This is a genomic window from Streptomyces sp. RB17, from assembly GCF_009604455.1.
In the GTDB taxonomy this organism is placed as follows: domain Bacteria; phylum Actinomycetota; class Actinomycetes; order Streptomycetales; family Streptomycetaceae; genus Streptomyces.
Genome location: NZ_WEGL01000006.1, coordinates 515567 through 530999 on the forward strand (window position 1 = coordinate 515567; position 15433 = coordinate 530999).

Sequence of the window (15433 nt, forward strand, 5' to 3'; positions counted from 1 at the left end):
GGCATGGACGCCCTGGTCACGAGGTGGTGCTGAGAAGAAGCCCGGGCCGGTCGGAAACCTCGGCCGAGGGGCTGATGAGAGAACAGCGGCACCGGTGTCCGTACAACGGGACACGCACATGCGCTGATCGCACTATACCCGTGCGCTTGCTTCGGTCAACATGAAGCCGTCCGCGTCCATTCCCGCTCCGAGCCGACACTGCTCTTGCGCCGAGCCACGCCGCTCTTCCGCCCGACCGTCAGGAGAAGAACCCGTGCAGACCTCTTCCGCCCGGCCCCCGCACCGGCTCGACCCCGCGGGTGGCTGCCCGCACACCGTCAACGCGCGGCTGCTGGCCGACGGTGCCGTGGCACCGGTGGAACTGCCCGGCGGGATCGGGGGGATGGCCGTACTCGGACACGAGGCGCTGAAGGCGTTCCTGCAGCATCCCGGCGTCGCCAAGAACGCACGCCACTTCACGGACCTGCGGGAGCGCCGGATTCCCGCGGGCTGGCCGCTGCTGACGTTTGCCACCGTGCCGGGCATGACCACCGCCGACGACGAGGACCACCGGCGGCTGCGGTCCCTGGTGAGCCGCGCCTTCACGCCCCGTCGTGTGGAGCAACTGCGGCCCCGGATCGAGCAGTTGACCGACGCCCTGCTGGACGGCCTGGCCCGCGCCGCGAAGGCCGCGGAGGGCGTCGCCGATCTGCGTCGGCACTTCGCCCTGCCCCTGCCGATGGGAGTCATCTGCGAACTCCTCGGCGTCGGCGTCGAGTTCCGCGACCGGCTGCACCACCTCAGCAGCCAGGTCGTGGCCACCGACATCGAACCGGCCGAGGCCATCGCCGCCAACCGTGAACTCGTCGCGGTCCTGGGCGAGATCGCGGCGACCAAGGCCGCGGCGCCCGCCGACGACCTCACCAGCGCGCTCATTTCAGCCCGCGACGAGGGCGGCGACCGGCTCGGCGACCAGGAGCTGATCGGCACCCTCCTGCTGATGATCGTCGCCGGGCACGAGACGACGCTCAACCTGATCACCAACGCCGTACGCGCCCTGTGCGCCCACCCCGACCAGCTCGACCTCGTGCGCGCGGGCGAGGCGGGCTGGGCGGACGCGGTCGAGGAGACCCTGCGCTGGGACGCTCCGGTCAGCTACTTCCCGTTCCGCTACCCGGTGCGCGACCTGACCGTCGACGGCACGCTCATACCCGCCGGCACCCCCGTGCTCGCCGGCTACTCCGCCGCCGGCCGCGACCCCGCCGCGCACGGCCCCGACGCCGACCGCTTCGACGTCACCCGCCCCGCCCGGCCCGACGCCGTACGCCATGTCTCGCTCGGGCACGGCGCGCACTACTGCCTCGGCGCGCCGCTGGCCCGGCTGGAGGCCGGCATCGCGCTGGAGCGGCTCTTCACCCGCTTCCCCGCCCTCGAACTCGCCGTACCCGAAGCCGGCCTTGCCCCGCACGCCGGGTTCGTCGGCAACAGTGTGCGCACCCTGCCGGTCCGGCTCGCACGCACCGGAACCCCCGGAGCCTGAGCCGAATACGTCAATGCCCTGCCTGGGCTGCCACCACCGCGCTTCGGCGGCAGCGGGAGAGGGGCTTGGCAGATACACGACCAGCGGGGCGACCTCACCGGCCGTGCCCGCGCGTTGCCGGGGTCGGCTCCAGCGCCGCCACCTCGGACAGGCCCCGCGGCGCCCGCGCCTGGATGCCGAGCGGCGGGGCCACCGAGTTCACCGCCAATGCCCGGTGGCCCTGCGCGCTCACGCCGACCGCGCCTCCGCCTCCTTCGCGATCGCGTCGAACCGCGCGCCCATGGCCTCGGCGAGGGCGTGTGCCCCGGACAGCGGGCGGACCATGACCATGAGCTCGTCGATCAGGCCGTCCTCGTTGACATGGAGGAAGTCGCAGCCGGTCAGCTCGCGGTCGCCCACCCGGGCGGTGAAGACGAGCGCGTGGTCGGGGGCGGCCGGGTCGCCGATCTCCCGGACGTACCGGAAGTCCTCGAAGACCTGGGAGACCGCGCGCAGGATCGCCGCGGTGATCGCCTTGCCCGGATAGGGCTTGAAGACGACCGGGCTGGTGAAGACGACGTCCTCGGCCAGCAGCGCCTCGACGGCGTCGATGTCGCCGGCCTCGACCGCCGCGCGGAACGCGTGCATCGGACCTCCTCGCATACATAGTCGATGGGGGTAGTCAATTAATTGAATAGGTGCGGATGAGATTAATCAACGGCTGCTAGCCTGTCCATATGTCGCTCAAGTACGCCGTCCTGGCCGCCCTGCTGGAGGGCGAGGCCTCGGGCTACGAGCTGTCGAAGTCGTTCGACGTCTCGCTCGCGAACTTCTGGCCCGCCACCCCGCAGCAGCTCTACCGGGAGCTGGAGCGCCTCGCGCAGGACGGGCTCGTCCAGGCCCGTACGGTGCAGCAGGAGCGACGGCCCAACAAGCGGATGTTCACGCTCACCGAGGCCGGCCGGGCCGAGCTGGACGCCTTCGCCGCCGAACCGCCGAAGCGACCCACCGCGATCCGCGACGAACTCCTCATCAAGATCCAGGCGATGGACGGCGGCGACCCGGAGGTGACCCGCGCGTTGATCGAGGAGCGCATGGGGTGGGCGCGCGGAAAGCTCGACCGCTACCGGCGGGTGCAGGGCCGCCTCCTCGGCGGCCGGACCGAGGACGAGTACCTGCGCAGCGCCGACCGCGTCGGCCCCTACCTCACCCTGCTGGCCGGGATCGCCTTCGAGGAGGAGAACGTGCGCTGGTGCGAGCGGGTTCTCGGGGTCCTTGCGGAGCGTGTGGTCCTAGGCTGAGGAGATGTTCGGTCCCGAAGGCCCCAGCCTGCGTGAACTCGCCGTGCAGGCGCTGTCGTCCGTGGAGCACGGCTACGACCTGCTCGCCCCGAAGTTCGACCACACGCCCTTCCGGACGCCCGACGAGGTGCTGGAGTCCGTGGCGAAGGCGCTCACCCCGCTCGGCCCGTTCGAGGACGGGCTCGACCTGTGCTGCGGCACCGGCGCGGGCACCGAGGTCCTCACCGGGCTGTGCCGCCGGAGCGTCACCGGGGTCGACTTCAGCGCCGGCATGCTCGATGTCGCCCGACGCCGGGTGCGGCCCGCAGGCGGGCCCGGGGTCGCCTGGGTGCGCGGCGACGCCCGTGCCCTGCCGTTCGCGGCCGCCTTCGACCTCGTGGTCTCCTTCGGGGCCTTCGGCCACTTCCTGCCGCGCGAACTGCCGGGGCTGTTCGACCGGGTCCACGCCGTCCTGCGGCCGGGCGGCCGGTTCGCCTTCCCGGTGCTCGCCCCGCCCCGTCCGGCACAGGCCGGCTACTGGATGCTGCTCGGCTTCGACGCGGTGATGCGGGTGCGCAACGCGCTGTGGCGGCCGCCGTTCGTCATGTACTACCGGGCCTTCCGGCTCGGCCGGGTGCGCGCGGAGTTGGAGAGCGCGGGGTTCACGGTGGAGCTGTACGCCCTGCCCGGGTTCGGGCGGCGCGGTGACGGCAGCCCGCGGGCCCGCCTGGTGGTGGCCCGGCGGGCTCAGCCGGCCGCCGGCAGCGTGAACTCGTAGACCAGCGCGTCCCGTTCGGCGTCCACCACCAGATCGGTGATCTCCAGCGGCCGGGCGTACTGGTCGTGCACCCGCCGGGTCACCCGCACCGAAGTGGCGCCGTCGAGCTGGGTGATCGCATCGTGGTGGTGCAGGGACAGACCGGCCTTGCGCATCCAGTCGTAGGCCCGGCGCAGCTGCGCGGGGGTGGTGCCGTCGGCCCGGCCCCGGTAGCGGGCCAGCTCCGCGACCTCGGCCAGCGCCACCGCCGAGAACGACGTCACCGCCGTGCGCAGCGACCGGCCGTCCGGCGTGGCCGACCGGTACCGGTGCACCAGCGTCGGCCGGTGCGGGGCCAGGCCCAGCGCCCGCGCGTGCTCCTCCGGTGGTGCCTCCCAGGTCACCGTGGCCCGGTCGACCGCGGACGGGTCGGCCGAGCGGGCGCCCAGCGGGAAGGCCGGCGTCCCCGGTGCCGCGACCGGCCGGGCGGGCAGCGTGGCATGGCTGCCCCGCCGGTCGGTGGCGACGGCACCGCTGCGCCGCAGCACCTCCAGGGCCTGCCGGACGGTCTCCCGGCTGACCTGGAAATACGCGGCCAAGTGCCGCTCTCCCGGCAGCCGTTCGCCCGGCGGAATGGTGCCGGCGCGCAGTTCGTCGAGGAGCAGCGCGGCGATCCGCCCGTACAGGGGCCGGTCGTCGCGCTGCGCGGGTTCGTGCGGGGTGGTGCGGGCCATGCCGCGCCCTCCTGTGGTGACAAGACGTAGTCGTGCGGGCTCGTTGCGCGACCACAATTAGCATTGGTCTAAACCACGAGGGAAGAGTGGCCCGCCGGTTCGGCCGAAACCCGCCCGCGCGATCGCCGTCACAGGGCGCTGTACAGGGCGTCGATCAGCGCCGTCTTCCGTGGGTCGTCGGCGATGTGCGGCCCCATCCGGTTCATCACGTACCCCAGTGACACGCCCGCCTCCGGGTCGGCGAGCCCGCACGAGCCACCGAACCCGTCATGGCCGAAAGCCCGCGGATTCGGGCCGTACGACCCCCGCGGGCCGCTCAGCCACAGACCGAGTCCGATCTCGGTCTCGCCCCCGACGCCCGCGCCCAGCACCAGATCGACGCAGCGTCCCTGGCCCTCGCGCACCCGCTCCGCCGCCTCCGGCGACAGGATGCGCCGACTGCCGTGGGACCCGAGCCCGGCGAAGACGCCGTACAGCGCGGCGACCGCGCGTGCGGTGCCGTGCCCGTTCGCCGCGGGGATCTCCGCCGCCCGCCACTCGGGCGTGTTCGCCGCCGCCGCGCCGACCACGGGGTTCGTCAGCGCCGCCAGCGCGGCGGGGGCCAACTGGCTGAAGATCGCCGCCTGTTCACTGCGCGAGACGGCCGGCGGGTGCACCAGCTCGGCCGCCCGGCCCGCCTCCTTCGCCGGCAGCCCGACCGTGAAGTCGATCCCGAGCGGCCCGGTCACCTCCCGCTCCAGGAAGGCCCCGGGCCGCAGCCCCGAGACCCGCCGGACGACCTCGCCGACCAGGAAGCCGTACGTCAGCGCGTGATACCCGGACCGGGTGCCCGGCTCCCACCACGGCTCGGTCGCCGCCAGCCGGGCCGTCGTCAGCTCCCAGTCGTACAGGTCCGCCAGGGAGTGCGGCTCGCGCAGCCCGGACAGCCCGGCGCGGTGCGAGAGCAGATGCCGTACGAGCACCGCGTCCTTGCCCTCGGCCGCGAACTCGGGCCAGTACGCGGACACGGGCGCGTCGAGGTCGAGCAGTCCCCGGTCGGCGAGCAGATGCGCGCACAGGGCCACCGGGCCCTTGGTGGTCGACCACACGTTCACCAGCGTGTCCCGCTCCCACGGCCGGGTGCCGGCCACGTCCGCCCAGCCGCCCCACAGGTCCACCACCGTGCTGCCGTCGACGGTCACCGCCACCGCGGCGCCCAGTTCGCCCCGGTCCCGGAAGTTGTCCTCGAACGCTTCCCGCACCGCCGCGAAGCGCGCGTCGCAGTGGCCGTGGACCTGTGTCGCATGCGCGGACATGGGACCTCCGTCGTCGCCGGGAACCCGGGCCGCGACGCTGCGACCCGGGTCCCCAGAACGTACCGACTGGTCGGACTGGAAGGGAAGTGCCCGGCAGGTCCTCGTGCCCGCCCGCCGTTCTCAGGCGTACGACCGCAGCCAGCGCATCTTCTCCGCCTCGTGGAAGGGGCCGCCGCCCTCGTGGTCGTTGAAGTCGTAGACCTCGATCGCCTTGTCCTCGTGCGCCCAGGCGTTGAACGCGGCGAACACGGTCGACGGCGGGCAGGTCTGGTCCTCCAGCGCCGCCGAGAAGAGGGCCGGGGCCCGGCCGCGGGCCGCGAAGTGCACCCCGTCGAAGTAGGACAGCGTGCGCAGCACCTCCGCAGAGCGGCCGCGGTGCGTCTTGAGGAACAGGCCGATCTCGCGGTAGGGGTGGCGGTCCGTCAGCGTCGTCGCGCGCGGGAAGTCGCACAGGAACGGCACGTCCGGGGCCACCGCGACCAGGTCGGGGACCAGACCGCCGACGGCCAGGGTGATGCCGCCGCCCTGGCTGGCGCCGAGCGCCACGGTGCGCGCGGCGTCGGTCAGCGGGTGTGAACGGGCCGCCTCGACGGCTCGTACGGCGTCGGTGTACACCCGGCGGTAGTAGTAGTTCTCGGGCGCGTCGATGCCCCGCGTCATGAAGCCGGGGTACGCCGGGCCCGCGCCCGCCGGGTCGGCCGTGCCGCCTCCGGCACCCCAGGTGCTGCCCTGGCCGCGGGTGTCCATCACGAAGTGCGCCCGGCCCGTCGAGGCCCACAGCAGGTTCTCGTGGGGCAGCCCGCGCCCGCCGCCGTAGCCGACGAACTCCACGACCAGCGGCAGGGGTTCGGTCGTGCCGGCCGGCAGCCGGAGCCAGCCCTTGACCGGGTGACCGCCGAACCCGGCGAACGTCACGTCGTACACCTGGACCGTCGACAGTCCGGTGTCCACCGGCTCGAAGCGGGCGTCCAGCTCGTGCTCGCGTGCCTCCTCGAGGGTCTTGTCCCAGAAGGCGTCGAAGTCCTCGGGCTCGGTGGACTCGCTGCGGTGCTCGCGGAGTTCGTCCAGGGGCAGGTCGAACAGGGCCATGTACAACCACCTTCGAGAAGGGAGACAGCGTCAGCTCACGGTACGTGGGTGCCGGAGGCCTGACCAGTAAGCGTTTGCTCCCTCTCGGTGGCCGGACACCTGCCCCCGTACGGCCCTCACGCCCGCGGCTGGGTCCACCTCGGTCCGGTCCGCGCCCACTCCCGTTCCCACTCCGCCAGCCGGTGGCGCAGCGCGATCCGGCGCTCGACGGCGTGTCCCAGGAGCACGACGGCCGCCGCACCGCCCGCCGCGGCCAGCCCGACGGTCACCGTGTGCTGCCAGACCGCCGCGTCGTCCGGCGGCGGCGCGACACTGCGGCCCCGGGCGTCGAACCACACCGAGACCGTGTCGCCGGTACGGGTCCCCGCCGGCACCCGGGCCCACGCCGTGCGGGTGCCCTTGCCGGGCTCGGTCCAGCGGACGTGGGCGCGGTACGGGTACGCGCGGTCGCCCTGCCCGCCCGACAGCCGCTCGGGCGGGTCGCCGATCACCCGCGCCCGCACCTGGTGGCGCTCGGCCCGCTGGGTGGCCGCGAGGCTCCGGGCCGTGTCATGCGCGCGCAGGCCCGCGGCCACGCCGACCAGGGGGGTGACGACGAACAGCAGGACGGCGACGATCAGCACCGTCCACGCCTCCACGACATCCGAGCGGCGCCGCAGCGGATTGCGCCGCCAGCGCCAGCCACGCACCCGGGTACGCATGTCCGCCTCCTCGCACCGCCGGAGCCGGAGAGCCGACGAACCGGTCCCTGCGGCCCGTCACCCCCTCCGCCGCTCACGCACACGAGCGTCCACACCCGTCTCGTACCCCGTACGGAGCACCTCGCTCACGCCGCGAACCGCGAGTTCGAGCCCACCTGGAGCGCGGAACGCGCCATGCGCCCCACGGCTGCGCGAACGACCCCGGCGCGCGACCCGGAGGCCCACCCGAGGGCCGGCACCAGGCATCTCAGCCGAAGCGCTCGATCCGGATCCGGTCCACCGGCTGGCCCGCCGCGACCAGCAGCCGGGACGCGTGCTCGGCGAAGGCGTTGGATCCGCACACATAGGCCTCCCACCCACCGGGAGGCTGCTCGGCCAGGAGCGGCGCCACATGTGCGTCCGCCATGCGTCCCACGGGCACACCCTGTGGGGCGCTGCGAGTGAAGACGGGCGTCGTCTCCGGGCCCAGCTCGGCCGCGTAGATCAGTTCCTCGGGGCTGCGCGCGGACACCAGCATGCGCAGCGGCGTGCCGAGCCGGCGCCTGCGGTGGTGCCGCACCATCGACATCAGCGGGACGATCCCGGAGCCGGCGCCGATCAGCAGCGCGGGCCGGTCGCCCGGCCAGGCGAAGAAACCGCTCAGCGGCCCGCGCACCTCGACCGTGTCACCGGGGCGGGCGACGGTGTGGAACCAGCCCGACACCTCTCCGTCCGGCACGTGGTCCAGGGTCAGCTCGAGGTGCCCGGAGTCGTCCGGCGCCGACGCGATCGAGTAGTGGCGCTGGGCCACATACCCGTCCGCCGCGGTCAGCCGCAGCATCAGATGCTGGCCGGGCAGATGCCCGGCCCAGCCCGGCACCGCCAGCCGGAAGGTGGCCGCGTGCGGCGTCTCCCGCCGGATCTCCGTGAGGGTGGCGACCTGCCACTCGGCCGCCACCTGCTCACTCACCGCGATACGCCCGGGCGCGGCGAACGGCGCGGTGGGGTTCGTCGTCATCGTGTCAGTCACCGGAGTACCGCTGCTCCTCCCAGGGATTGCCGCGTTCGTGGTAGCCGTTGCGTTCCCAGAAGCCCGGTTCGTCGTGGTCGAGGAGCGTGAGGCCGGCGATCCACTTGGCGCTCTTCCAGAAGTAGAGGTGCGGCACCAGCAGCCGCGCCGGGCCGCCGTGCTCGGCCGGCAGCGGCTCGCCGTCGTACTCCCAGACGATCCACGCCCGCCCGCCGGTGAGGTCGGCGAGCGGCAGGTCGGTGGTGTAGCCGGTGTGGGACCGGGCGAGCACATGGGTGGCGGACACATGGGGGCGGACCACATGGAGGAAGGCGTCGAGGGAGACACCGCCGAAGCGCACGCCGAACTTGGACCAGCCGGTCACACAGTGGATGTCGCCGTCGTACGCCGATGCCGGCAGCGCGTGCGCCCCCTCCCAGTCCCAGGTGTGCGGCCGCTCCACCAGGCCGTCGATGCGGAAGGACCAGTCGGCCGGTGCCAGGTCGGGGGTGACCTCGGCGGACAGGACGGGCCAGTCCTCGCCCGCGTCGTACTGCCCGGGCGGCAGCCCCGGGTTGTGGACGCGCGGGCGGCCCGTGAAGCCTCGCGTAACGTTCATCCTTCAACCGTACGGTGTCGTTCCGAGTGCTCCGTCCCTGCTCACCGCCCGTCACGCCCGGATGATTGCGGCCGTATGAACTCTTTCGGACCAGGGGAATAGCTCTGCGGCGCTTCTCCTTTGCGCTGGATGCCGGCACCGGTAGACCGGTGGCAGCGCGAGAGAAGCGAGGAATGAGCATGCCCAAGGCGTATGTCTACACGCGGCACGGGGGACCGGAGACCGAGGCGCTGATCGACCTGGACCGCCCCACCCCAGGCCCCGGCGAGATCCTGATCGCGGTCCGCGCGGCAGGCGTCAATCCCGTCGACTGGAAGCTGCGCCAGGGCTTCCGCCGCCCCGGCGAGAGCGAGCGCGTCTTTCCCGCGGTCTTCGGCAGCGAGGCCGCCGGCGTCGTGGCGGAGGCCGGCCCGGGGGTCACCGGCTTCGCCGCCGGCGACGAGGTGTTCGGCAGCGCCGCGCACGGCGGGTACGCCGAGTACGCCCTGCTCACCGCCGACGTGACCGCCCACAAGCCCGCCGCGCTGTCCTTCCGGGACGCCGCCACCCTCCCGGTCGCCGCCGCCACCGCCTACGACGGCGTCCGCCAGCTCGACCTGCCCGGTGGCTCGACCCTGCTGGTGACGGGCGCGGGCGGCGGCGTCGGCAGCGCGGCCGTGCAGATCGCCCGTGCCTTCGGACTGCGGGTCGTGGGCGTGGCGAGCGAGGGCAAGAAGGAGTTCGTGGAGTCGCTGGGCGCGGTGCACGTGTCCTCAGGACCCGACCTGGTCGAGCGGGTGCGGTCCGCCGCGCCGGACGGGGTCGACGGGGTGTACGACCTGGTGGGCGGCCCGCTGCTCACCGAGGCGGCCGAACTGCTGAAGGACCGCGGCAAGCTGGTCACCGCGGGCTCGCCGCAGGACGCCGTGGCCGCACTCGGCGGCGCTCCGGTCAAGCGGGTCCGCACCGCCGCCGTCTTCGAGGCGGTGGCCGACCTGGCCGTACGCGGCGCTCTCAAGCCGCACATCACCCGCACCTTCCCGCTCGAGCAGGCCGGCCAGGCGCTGCGCACCGTCGAGGACGGGCACGCCCTCGGCAAGATCGTGATCGAGGTGGCCGCGTGAGCGTCATAGCCGGAGCGGGCGTCGGAGACGGGCCCGCCCCCGATGCCCCGCACGTCCTCGACAACCCCGCCCTCGCCTCACTGACCGGCCCGCACGCCCGCTTCGCCGAGCGGCGCGGCCGCGTGCTGCGCTACCCCGCGGACGTCTCTCCCTGGCTGGCCCTGCCCGACGAACCGGTCGCGCGGGACTGGGCGGACCTGGCCGCGCTGGCCGGTCCCGGTGCCGAGATCCCGCTGGCCGGGTACTGCGGCGAGGTGCCGGACGGCTGGGAGATCACCTTCCGGATCGACGGGGTGCAGTTCGTGGACGACGGCCTCGCCGCCGCGCCGGACGCCGAGGCGGTCCGCCTCGGCCCCGCGGACGTACCCGAGATGCTCGACCTCGTGGCCCGCACCCGGCCCGGTCCGTTCCTGCCGCGCACCGTCGAACTCGGCACCTACCTGGGCATCCGCCGAGAGGGCGCGTTGGTCGCGATGGCGGGGGAACGGCTGCACCCGCCGGGCTGGACCGAGATCAGCGCGGTCTGCACCGACCCCGCCGCCCGCGGCGAGGGCCTCGCCACCCGGCTGATCCTCGCGGTCGCGCACGGCATACGGGAGCGCGGCGAGACGCCCTTCCTGCACACGAGCGCCCAGAACACGGGCGCGATCCGGCTGTACGAGTCCCTCGGCTTCCGGCTGCGCCGCCGCACGGCCTTCCTCGCGGCGCGCGCCCCGGAGCGGCTGGCCGACGGGCGGGTCGCGGTGCCGGTGGCATGAGCGGCGCCGGACCAGCGAGGGCTCAGTCGGCCCCGGTCTCGCCCGGACCCGCGTTGTACCGCTCCAGGTAGGCCGCGAAGCGCACCAGGTCCTCCTCCGGCCAGTCCGCCAGCCGCGCGCGGAACGCGGCCCGGCGGCTGCGGGTGACCTGGGCGAGGATCTCCCGGCCGGCCTCCGTCAGATGCAGCACCTGGACCCGGTGGTCCTCCGGGTCCAGGCGACGCTCGATCAGCCCGGCCCGCTCAAGCGCGGCCACCTGGCGGCTTACCGTGGACTTGTCCAGCGCGTAATGGGCCGCGAGATCCGTCGCCCGGCAGCCGTCGCGTTCCTCGAGATGGCCGAGCAGGGTGTACGACACCAGGGACAGCTCGGGATGCATACGGCCCGCCGAGGCGCGGGCCCGGCGGGCGAAGATGGTCATCTCGCGCTGGATCGTCTCGACAGCCGACTCCGCTGCGCTCACGGGAATACCTCCTCCGGCGTTCTGGTTGTATAGTACAACTTGAAGCGAAAGTTGTATAAGCCAACCTTTGGAGGTCGCGCGCGATGAGGTCACCGGCACTGCGCCATGTGCTCACGCACCTGATCACCCCGCTGCTGATGTGTCTGGGCATGGGGCTCGCGTACATGGGGGCCTTCGTGACCCCGGAGCCGCACCACCTGCCGGTCGCCGTCGTCGGCAGCGCCCCGCAGGCGAAGGTCTTCGCGCAGACGGTCAAGGACACCGCCGGGGACAAGCTCGACGTCCGTACGGTCGCGAGCCGCGCCGACGCCGTCCATCTGCTGAAGTCCAGGGATGTGACCGGCGCCTATGTGCCGAGCGCCAAGGCGCCCGAGCTGCTGGTGGCGAGCGCCGCCTCCGACATGGGCGCGACGGCGGTCGAGAAGGTCTTCACGCCGGTCGCCGCCCAGGAGGGCGTGCCGCTGAAGGTCACCGACGTGGCCGAGCCGGTCGCCGACGACCCCACCGGGCAGGGCCTGTTCTTCCTGCTGATCGCCCTCAGCATCGGCTCCTACGCCTCGGTCGCCGCCCTCGGTGCCGCGGGCGCCGCCCTCTCGATGCGGATGCGGGCGCTGCTCGCGCTCGGTGTCTCCGCCGTGGTCAGCGGCATCGGTGTGCTGCTCGCCGGACCGGTGTTCCATCTCGCCCACCACGACCTCGCGGGTGTGTGGGGCATGGCCTGGCTGTACTCGGCCGGCATCCTGTTCATCGGCGTCGGCCTGCACACCTTCCTCAAGCGGTGGACCACGCTCACCATGATGGTGCTGTTCGTGATGCTCAACTTCACCAGCTCCGGCGGGTTGTTCCGGCCCGAGCTGCAGAACGGCTTCTTCGGCACGCTGCACGCCTTCTGGAACGGCGCCGGCTTCGTCGAGGGCGTCCGCAGCCTGCTGTACTTCGGCGACGACGGTCTTACGCGCACTGTGTGGACGCTCGTGGGCTGGCTGCTGGTGGGCCTGGTCGTGACCGGGATCGCGGCCCTGTACGAGCGGCCCCGCCGAGCCCGGCACGCGGCCGGCCACCCCGGTACCGCGACCGGGACCGAGCCGACCGCCTCGCCCGCCGTGACGCCGAGCGAGCGGGAGGCGGCGCGGGCGGCCGAGGAGGAGGCCGAGGAAGCGGTCGAGGAAGAGGTCGAGGAGATGGTCGGCGTCTGACCCGATGCCATCCAGGACAGGGAGCACGCCCGGCGACGGGCGGGGCTCCCTGTCGGTCCTTCACCGAACCGAGCCTCTGCCGGTACTTCGATGGGTGGACTTCCTGCCGGCATCCCACCCCGTCACCCCGCAGCCGACCCGATCGTCACCACGCGGGCCCACGCCGGCGGCGCGGCCGGGCGGCAGGCGGGGGCGTTCTCGTCGTACGAGCCGCCGGTGCGGGGAAACAGGCCCACCACCGTCCGGCACGACGGGCGTTCGTCCGGCCACGGTGTCTGGCCGTCGGTCAGGACCACCACCGCGTCGGGCCGCGTCCGCAGCGCGCGGGTGAAGCCGGTGCGCAGATCCGTTCCGCCGCCGCCCACCAGCTCGATGCCCTCCGTCCGGCACAGCGGCTGCACGGTCCGGGCCGCGGCATCGCAGGACAGTACGGAGACCAGGTCCCGGCGGCCGCCCACGGCCCGGCAGATCGCGGCCACCTCCAGCAGCGCGCTGCCCAGTTCCGCGTCGCTGACCGACCCCGAGGTGTCGACGACCACGCACACCCGGGGCGGCCTGCGCCGCAGACTCGGCAGGACGACCCCGGGCAGCCCGGCGGAACGGCGCGCCGGCCGGCCGTAGCTGTAGTCCTCGCCCACGCCCGGTGCGGAGACCGCCGACCGCAGTGCCGAACCCAGCAACTTCCGCCATGGCTGCGGCGGATGGAACACCTCCTCCGCCCACCGCCGCCAGCCCTGCGGGGCGCTGCCCGGGCTGCCCTTGATGCCCTGCGCCACCCGGAACCGGACCGCGTCCCGCTCCTGCTCGCTCAGCCCGTGCGCGCCGTCCGGTCCCAGCTCCCAGCCCCGGTCCAGACCGTCGGCGCCGCTGCCGCAGTCCAGCCAGGCCAGTCTTTCCAGACGCGGGCCGAGCCGGAACCCGGGCAGGTAGTCCTCCATCAACCAGCCCGTGGGCAGCCCCAGTTTCGCCGGTGTCGCCGCGCCCTCGGGACACACCAGCCCGTCGCCGTACACGTCGTCGTTGATCTCGCAGTCCGCGGCGATGTTCATGCGCAGCCGCTCCGCGGGCCCGGTCAGCTGGTGTTCGCGGGCGTACCGCTCGCCGCGTCCGTGATGGTCGCGCAGCAGATGCGCCACCTCGTGCACCCACACCGCCGCCAGTTCCGCCAGCGGTGTGCGATCCACGAATGCCGGGGAGACATAGCACCGCCAGTACCGGTCCACCCCCATCGTCGGCACCGCCCGAGACTCCACCGGCCGCAGCGCGAACAGTGCCGTCGCCAGGTACGGTCGCACGCGGGCCGCGTGCAGCCGCGCGGCGAACAGCTTGCCGAGGTCCAGCGCACCGGGCGCGTCCGCCGTCACCGGTGTGCCCCGGCGACCCCGGCGCCGGCGACCCGGGCGGCCCGGTCGGCCCGCCGGGACAGCGACACCGCCCCGGCCAGCCGCTCGATCGCCGTCGGCACGTCCCAGTCCTCCCGGCGAAGGGAGGCCAGCGTGGTCGCGGGCACGACCACCACGTCCGGTGCCCCGGTCTCCATGGCCCGCACCAGCAGGTCCCAGGCCGCGTCCCAGCGGGCCCGCTCGGGGCGCTTGCGGACCGCCTCCACCACGCCGTCGAGCACGGCCTGCCGCAGATCCCCGCGCTCGGGCAGTTCGGCATCCGCCGGGTCGGCGAGCAGCGTCTCGGGGTCGGGCAGGTCCATCCGGTCCAGGCTCGCCAGCAGTTCGAGCCCGGGGCCGTCCCCCACGGTGCCCCGGACCAGCAGCGACAGTACGTCCCGCGAGGAGCCGGCGGCGGTCGCGAAGGCGATCAGCCGCAGCGTCGCCTCCCAGCTCCGGGGCGACGGCCACGCTCCGCCCCGGCGGCTCTCCCCGCTCGGCAGCCGGTGCACCAGCCCCGGCCGCGCGACGAGGAAGGCGCACACCGCGCGCCGGGCGAAGGCCACGGCCTCGGACAGCCGCTCCGGGGCGAGCCTTGGCAGGGTCGCTCGCGGCCAGGTCCCGGCGAGGCCCCGTACGACCACGTCGGGGTCGTGGGCCCACTGCAGATGCACGAACCGGTTGGCCAGTGGCGGGCTCAACTCCCAGCCGTCGGCGGCCGAGGACCGCGGGTTGGCGGCGGCCACGATCCGCACCCCGGGCGGCAGCCGCAGCGCGCCGATCCGCCGCTCCAGCACGAGCCGCAGCAGGGCCGCCTGCACCGCCGGGGGAGCGGTGGACAGCTCGTCCAGGAACAGCAGTCCCCGCCCGGCCCGTACGAGCCGAACCGCCCAGTCCGGCGGGGCCATCGGGACGCCCTGCACCGCCGGATCGTCTCCCAGGACGGGCAGGCCGGAGAAGTCGGACGGCTCGTGGACGCTCGCGATCACGGTCGTCAGCGGAAGGTCCAGGGCGGAGGCCAACTGGGTGAGCGCCGCCGTCTTGCCGATGCCCGGTTCGCCCCACAGCAGCACCGGAAGATCGGCTGCCACGGCCAGGGTCAGCGCCTCCAGCTGGATGTCGGAGCGCGGTTCGGTGGTCGTGTCGCGGAGCAGTGCCGACAGGGCATCCGCGACGGCGAGTTGGGAGGCGACCGGCCGGTCTGCGGGCAGGGTCACGGAAGCGTACGAAGTCATGAGGGCATCACCTTGGGTGTGAAGGAGAGCGAGAAGTAGGGGGAAAGGAAAGGGAGTTCAGAAAAAGGTGCCGTAGCGGGTCTGCCGCCGGGTGGGGCGGCGGCTTCGGCCGGTGCGGCGGCCCGGGTGGGTGGAGCTGCCGCCGGGGCCGGTCAGACCGGCCCGGTACAGCCCGTAGGCGATGCGTCGCTCGGCGGCCGCTGTCAGCTCGTCCCGCAGTGGACCCTCGCGCAGCAACGCGCCGGGGCCCAGCAGCGCCTCGACCACGGCCAGGGCGCCTTCGGTGTCCCCGTGGTCCAGCCGTTCCCGCACACCGGCGAGGCAGTCGGGGCGCC

At 73.7% G+C, this 15433-nt stretch carries 17 protein-coding genes; 6 read left to right on the forward strand and 11 right to left on the reverse strand.

The genetic code is table 11. The features are described 5' to 3' along the window. Positions 1–253 precede the first annotated feature (253 nt). The gene (locus SRB17_RS27560) at positions 254–1519 is read left to right on the forward strand and encodes a cytochrome P450 (RefSeq protein ID WP_323376313.1); all 1266 of its coding nucleotides are present in this window, start codon (positions 254–256) and stop codon (positions 1517–1519) included. A gap of 94 nt (positions 1520–1613) precedes the next feature. On the opposite strand, the gene SRB17_RS27565 is transcribed toward SRB17_RS27560, so the two are convergent. Continuing rightward, the gene (locus tag SRB17_RS27565; protein ID WP_153542804.1) at positions 1614–1751 is read right to left on the reverse strand and encodes a hypothetical protein; all 138 of its coding nucleotides are present in this window, start codon (positions 1749–1751) and stop codon (positions 1614–1616) included. Beyond that, on the reverse strand, positions 1748–2146 hold the full coding sequence (locus tag SRB17_RS27570) for a nuclear transport factor 2 family protein (RefSeq protein WP_153542805.1): 399 nt from the start codon (positions 2144–2146) through the stop codon (positions 1748–1750). The genes SRB17_RS27565 and SRB17_RS27570 overlap by 4 nt, the downstream gene beginning before the upstream one ends. Positions 2147–2235: 89 nt before the next feature. On the opposite strand from SRB17_RS27570, the gene SRB17_RS27575 reads away from it, so the two are divergent. Together SRB17_RS27575 and SRB17_RS27580 are read left to right on the forward strand one after the other, a co-directional pair. Beyond that, a complete protein-coding gene (locus SRB17_RS27575; protein WP_153542806.1) occupies positions 2236–2799 on the forward strand; it encodes a PadR family transcriptional regulator in 564 nt (187 codons plus the stop codon). 4 nt (positions 2800–2803) lie between these two features. Then, positions 2804–3556, forward strand: a complete 753-nt coding sequence (locus SRB17_RS27580; protein WP_153542807.1) for a class I SAM-dependent methyltransferase — start codon at positions 2804–2806, stop codon at positions 3554–3556. Here SRB17_RS27580 and SRB17_RS27585 read toward each other — a convergent pair. From SRB17_RS27585 to SRB17_RS27610, 6 genes are all read right to left on the reverse strand, one after another. After that, positions 3526–4269 carry a GntR family transcriptional regulator gene (locus SRB17_RS27585; RefSeq protein ID WP_153542808.1) on the reverse strand — a complete coding sequence of 248 codons (744 nt, stop codon included), beginning with the start codon at positions 4267–4269 and terminating at the stop codon, positions 3526–3528. The two genes, SRB17_RS27580 and SRB17_RS27585, sit on opposite strands and share 31 nt — an antisense overlap. Before the next feature lie 128 nt (positions 4270–4397). Further along, positions 4398–5564: a serine hydrolase domain-containing protein gene (locus SRB17_RS27590; protein ID WP_153542809.1), complete on the reverse strand. Its 1167-nt coding sequence runs from the start codon at positions 5562–5564 to the stop codon at positions 4398–4400. Positions 5565–5684: 120 nt separating this feature from the next. Then, positions 5685–6653, reverse strand: coding sequence for an acetylxylan esterase (locus SRB17_RS27595; protein ID WP_153542810.1), 969 nt, complete (start codon positions 6651–6653; stop codon positions 5685–5687). A gap of 116 nt (positions 6654–6769) precedes the next feature. Beyond that, a complete protein-coding gene (locus tag SRB17_RS27600; protein ID WP_153542811.1) occupies positions 6770–7354 on the reverse strand; it encodes a hypothetical protein in 585 nt (194 codons plus the stop codon). A gap of 247 nt (positions 7355–7601) precedes the next feature. After that, positions 7602–8363 (reverse strand): ferredoxin reductase, encoded by a 762-nt coding sequence (locus tag SRB17_RS27605; RefSeq protein WP_323376314.1) that lies wholly within the window; start codon positions 8361–8363, stop codon positions 7602–7604. Beyond that, complete coding sequence (locus SRB17_RS27610; protein ID WP_153542812.1) at positions 8356–8961, reverse strand: sulfite oxidase-like oxidoreductase; 606 nt, start codon at positions 8959–8961, stop codon at positions 8356–8358. The genes SRB17_RS27605 and SRB17_RS27610 overlap by 8 nt, the downstream gene beginning before the upstream one ends. Positions 8962–9140: 179 nt before the next feature. Between SRB17_RS27610 and SRB17_RS27615 the strand changes: the two genes are divergently transcribed. Together SRB17_RS27615 and SRB17_RS27620 are read left to right on the forward strand one after the other, a co-directional pair. Then, a complete protein-coding gene (locus SRB17_RS27615; protein ID WP_153543033.1) occupies positions 9141–10064 on the forward strand; it encodes a quinone oxidoreductase family protein in 924 nt (307 codons plus the stop codon). After that, positions 10061–10822 (forward strand): GNAT family N-acetyltransferase, encoded by a 762-nt coding sequence (locus tag SRB17_RS27620; RefSeq protein ID WP_323376315.1) that lies wholly within the window; start codon positions 10061–10063, stop codon positions 10820–10822. Before SRB17_RS27615 ends, SRB17_RS27620 begins: the two co-directional genes overlap by 4 nt. Before the next feature lie 22 nt (positions 10823–10844). On the opposite strand, the gene SRB17_RS27625 is transcribed toward SRB17_RS27620, so the two are convergent. Continuing rightward, positions 10845–11243 carry a MarR family winged helix-turn-helix transcriptional regulator gene (locus tag SRB17_RS27625; protein ID WP_153543035.1) on the reverse strand — a complete coding sequence of 133 codons (399 nt, stop codon included), beginning with the start codon at positions 11241–11243 and terminating at the stop codon, positions 10845–10847. Between the two features lie 125 nt (positions 11244–11368). On the opposite strand from SRB17_RS27625, the gene SRB17_RS27630 reads away from it, so the two are divergent. Next, positions 11369–12481: a hypothetical protein gene (locus SRB17_RS27630; protein WP_153542813.1), complete on the forward strand. Its 1113-nt coding sequence runs from the start codon at positions 11369–11371 to the stop codon at positions 12479–12481. Between the two features lie 122 nt (positions 12482–12603). Here the strand turns inward: SRB17_RS27630 and SRB17_RS27635 are convergent, their stop codons facing one another. Further along, positions 12604–13845 carry a DUF2201 family putative metallopeptidase gene (locus tag SRB17_RS27635; RefSeq protein ID WP_323376316.1) on the reverse strand — a complete coding sequence of 414 codons (1242 nt, stop codon included), beginning with the start codon at positions 13843–13845 and terminating at the stop codon, positions 12604–12606. Then, on the reverse strand, positions 13842–15098 hold the full coding sequence (locus SRB17_RS27640) for an AAA family ATPase (protein ID WP_153542814.1): 1257 nt from the start codon (positions 15096–15098) through the stop codon (positions 13842–13844). Before SRB17_RS27640 ends, SRB17_RS27635 begins: the two co-directional genes overlap by 4 nt. Positions 15099–15433 lie beyond the last annotated feature (335 nt).

Excerpts from the sequence above, each read along its gene's own strand:
- SRB17_RS27570 (WP_153542805.1), bottom strand. The coding sequence starts at position 2,146 with ATGCACGCGTTCCGCGCGGCGGTCGAGGCCGGCGACATCGACGCCGTC.
- SRB17_RS27575 (WP_153542806.1), top strand. The coding sequence starts at position 2,236 with ATGTCGCTCAAGTACGCCGTCCTGGCCGCCCTGCTGGAGGGCGAGGCC.
- SRB17_RS27580 (WP_153542807.1), top strand. The coding sequence starts at position 2,804 with ATGTTCGGTCCCGAAGGCCCCAGCCTGCGTGAACTCGCCGTGCAGGCG.
- SRB17_RS27585 (WP_153542808.1), bottom strand. The coding sequence starts at position 4,269 with ATGGCCCGCACCACCCCGCACGAACCCGCGCAGCGCGACGACCGGCCC.
- SRB17_RS27590 (WP_153542809.1), bottom strand. The coding sequence starts at position 5,564 with ATGTCCGCGCATGCGACACAGGTCCACGGCCACTGCGACGCGCGCTTC.
- SRB17_RS27595 (WP_153542810.1), bottom strand. The coding sequence starts at position 6,653 with ATGGCCCTGTTCGACCTGCCCCTGGACGAACTCCGCGAGCACCGCAGC.
- SRB17_RS27600 (WP_153542811.1), bottom strand. The coding sequence starts at position 7,354 with ATGCGTACCCGGGTGCGTGGCTGGCGCTGGCGGCGCAATCCGCTGCGG.
- SRB17_RS27610 (WP_153542812.1), bottom strand. The coding sequence starts at position 8,961 with ATGAACGTTACGCGAGGCTTCACGGGCCGCCCGCGCGTCCACAACCCG.
- SRB17_RS27615 (WP_153543033.1), top strand. The coding sequence starts at position 9,141 with ATGCCCAAGGCGTATGTCTACACGCGGCACGGGGGACCGGAGACCGAG.
- SRB17_RS27625 (WP_153543035.1), bottom strand. The coding sequence starts at position 11,243 with ATGACCATCTTCGCCCGCCGGGCCCGCGCCTCGGCGGGCCGTATGCAT.
- SRB17_RS27630 (WP_153542813.1), top strand. The coding sequence starts at position 11,369 with ATGAGGTCACCGGCACTGCGCCATGTGCTCACGCACCTGATCACCCCG.
- SRB17_RS27640 (WP_153542814.1), bottom strand. The coding sequence starts at position 15,098 with ATGACTTCGTACGCTTCCGTGACCCTGCCCGCAGACCGGCCGGTCGCC.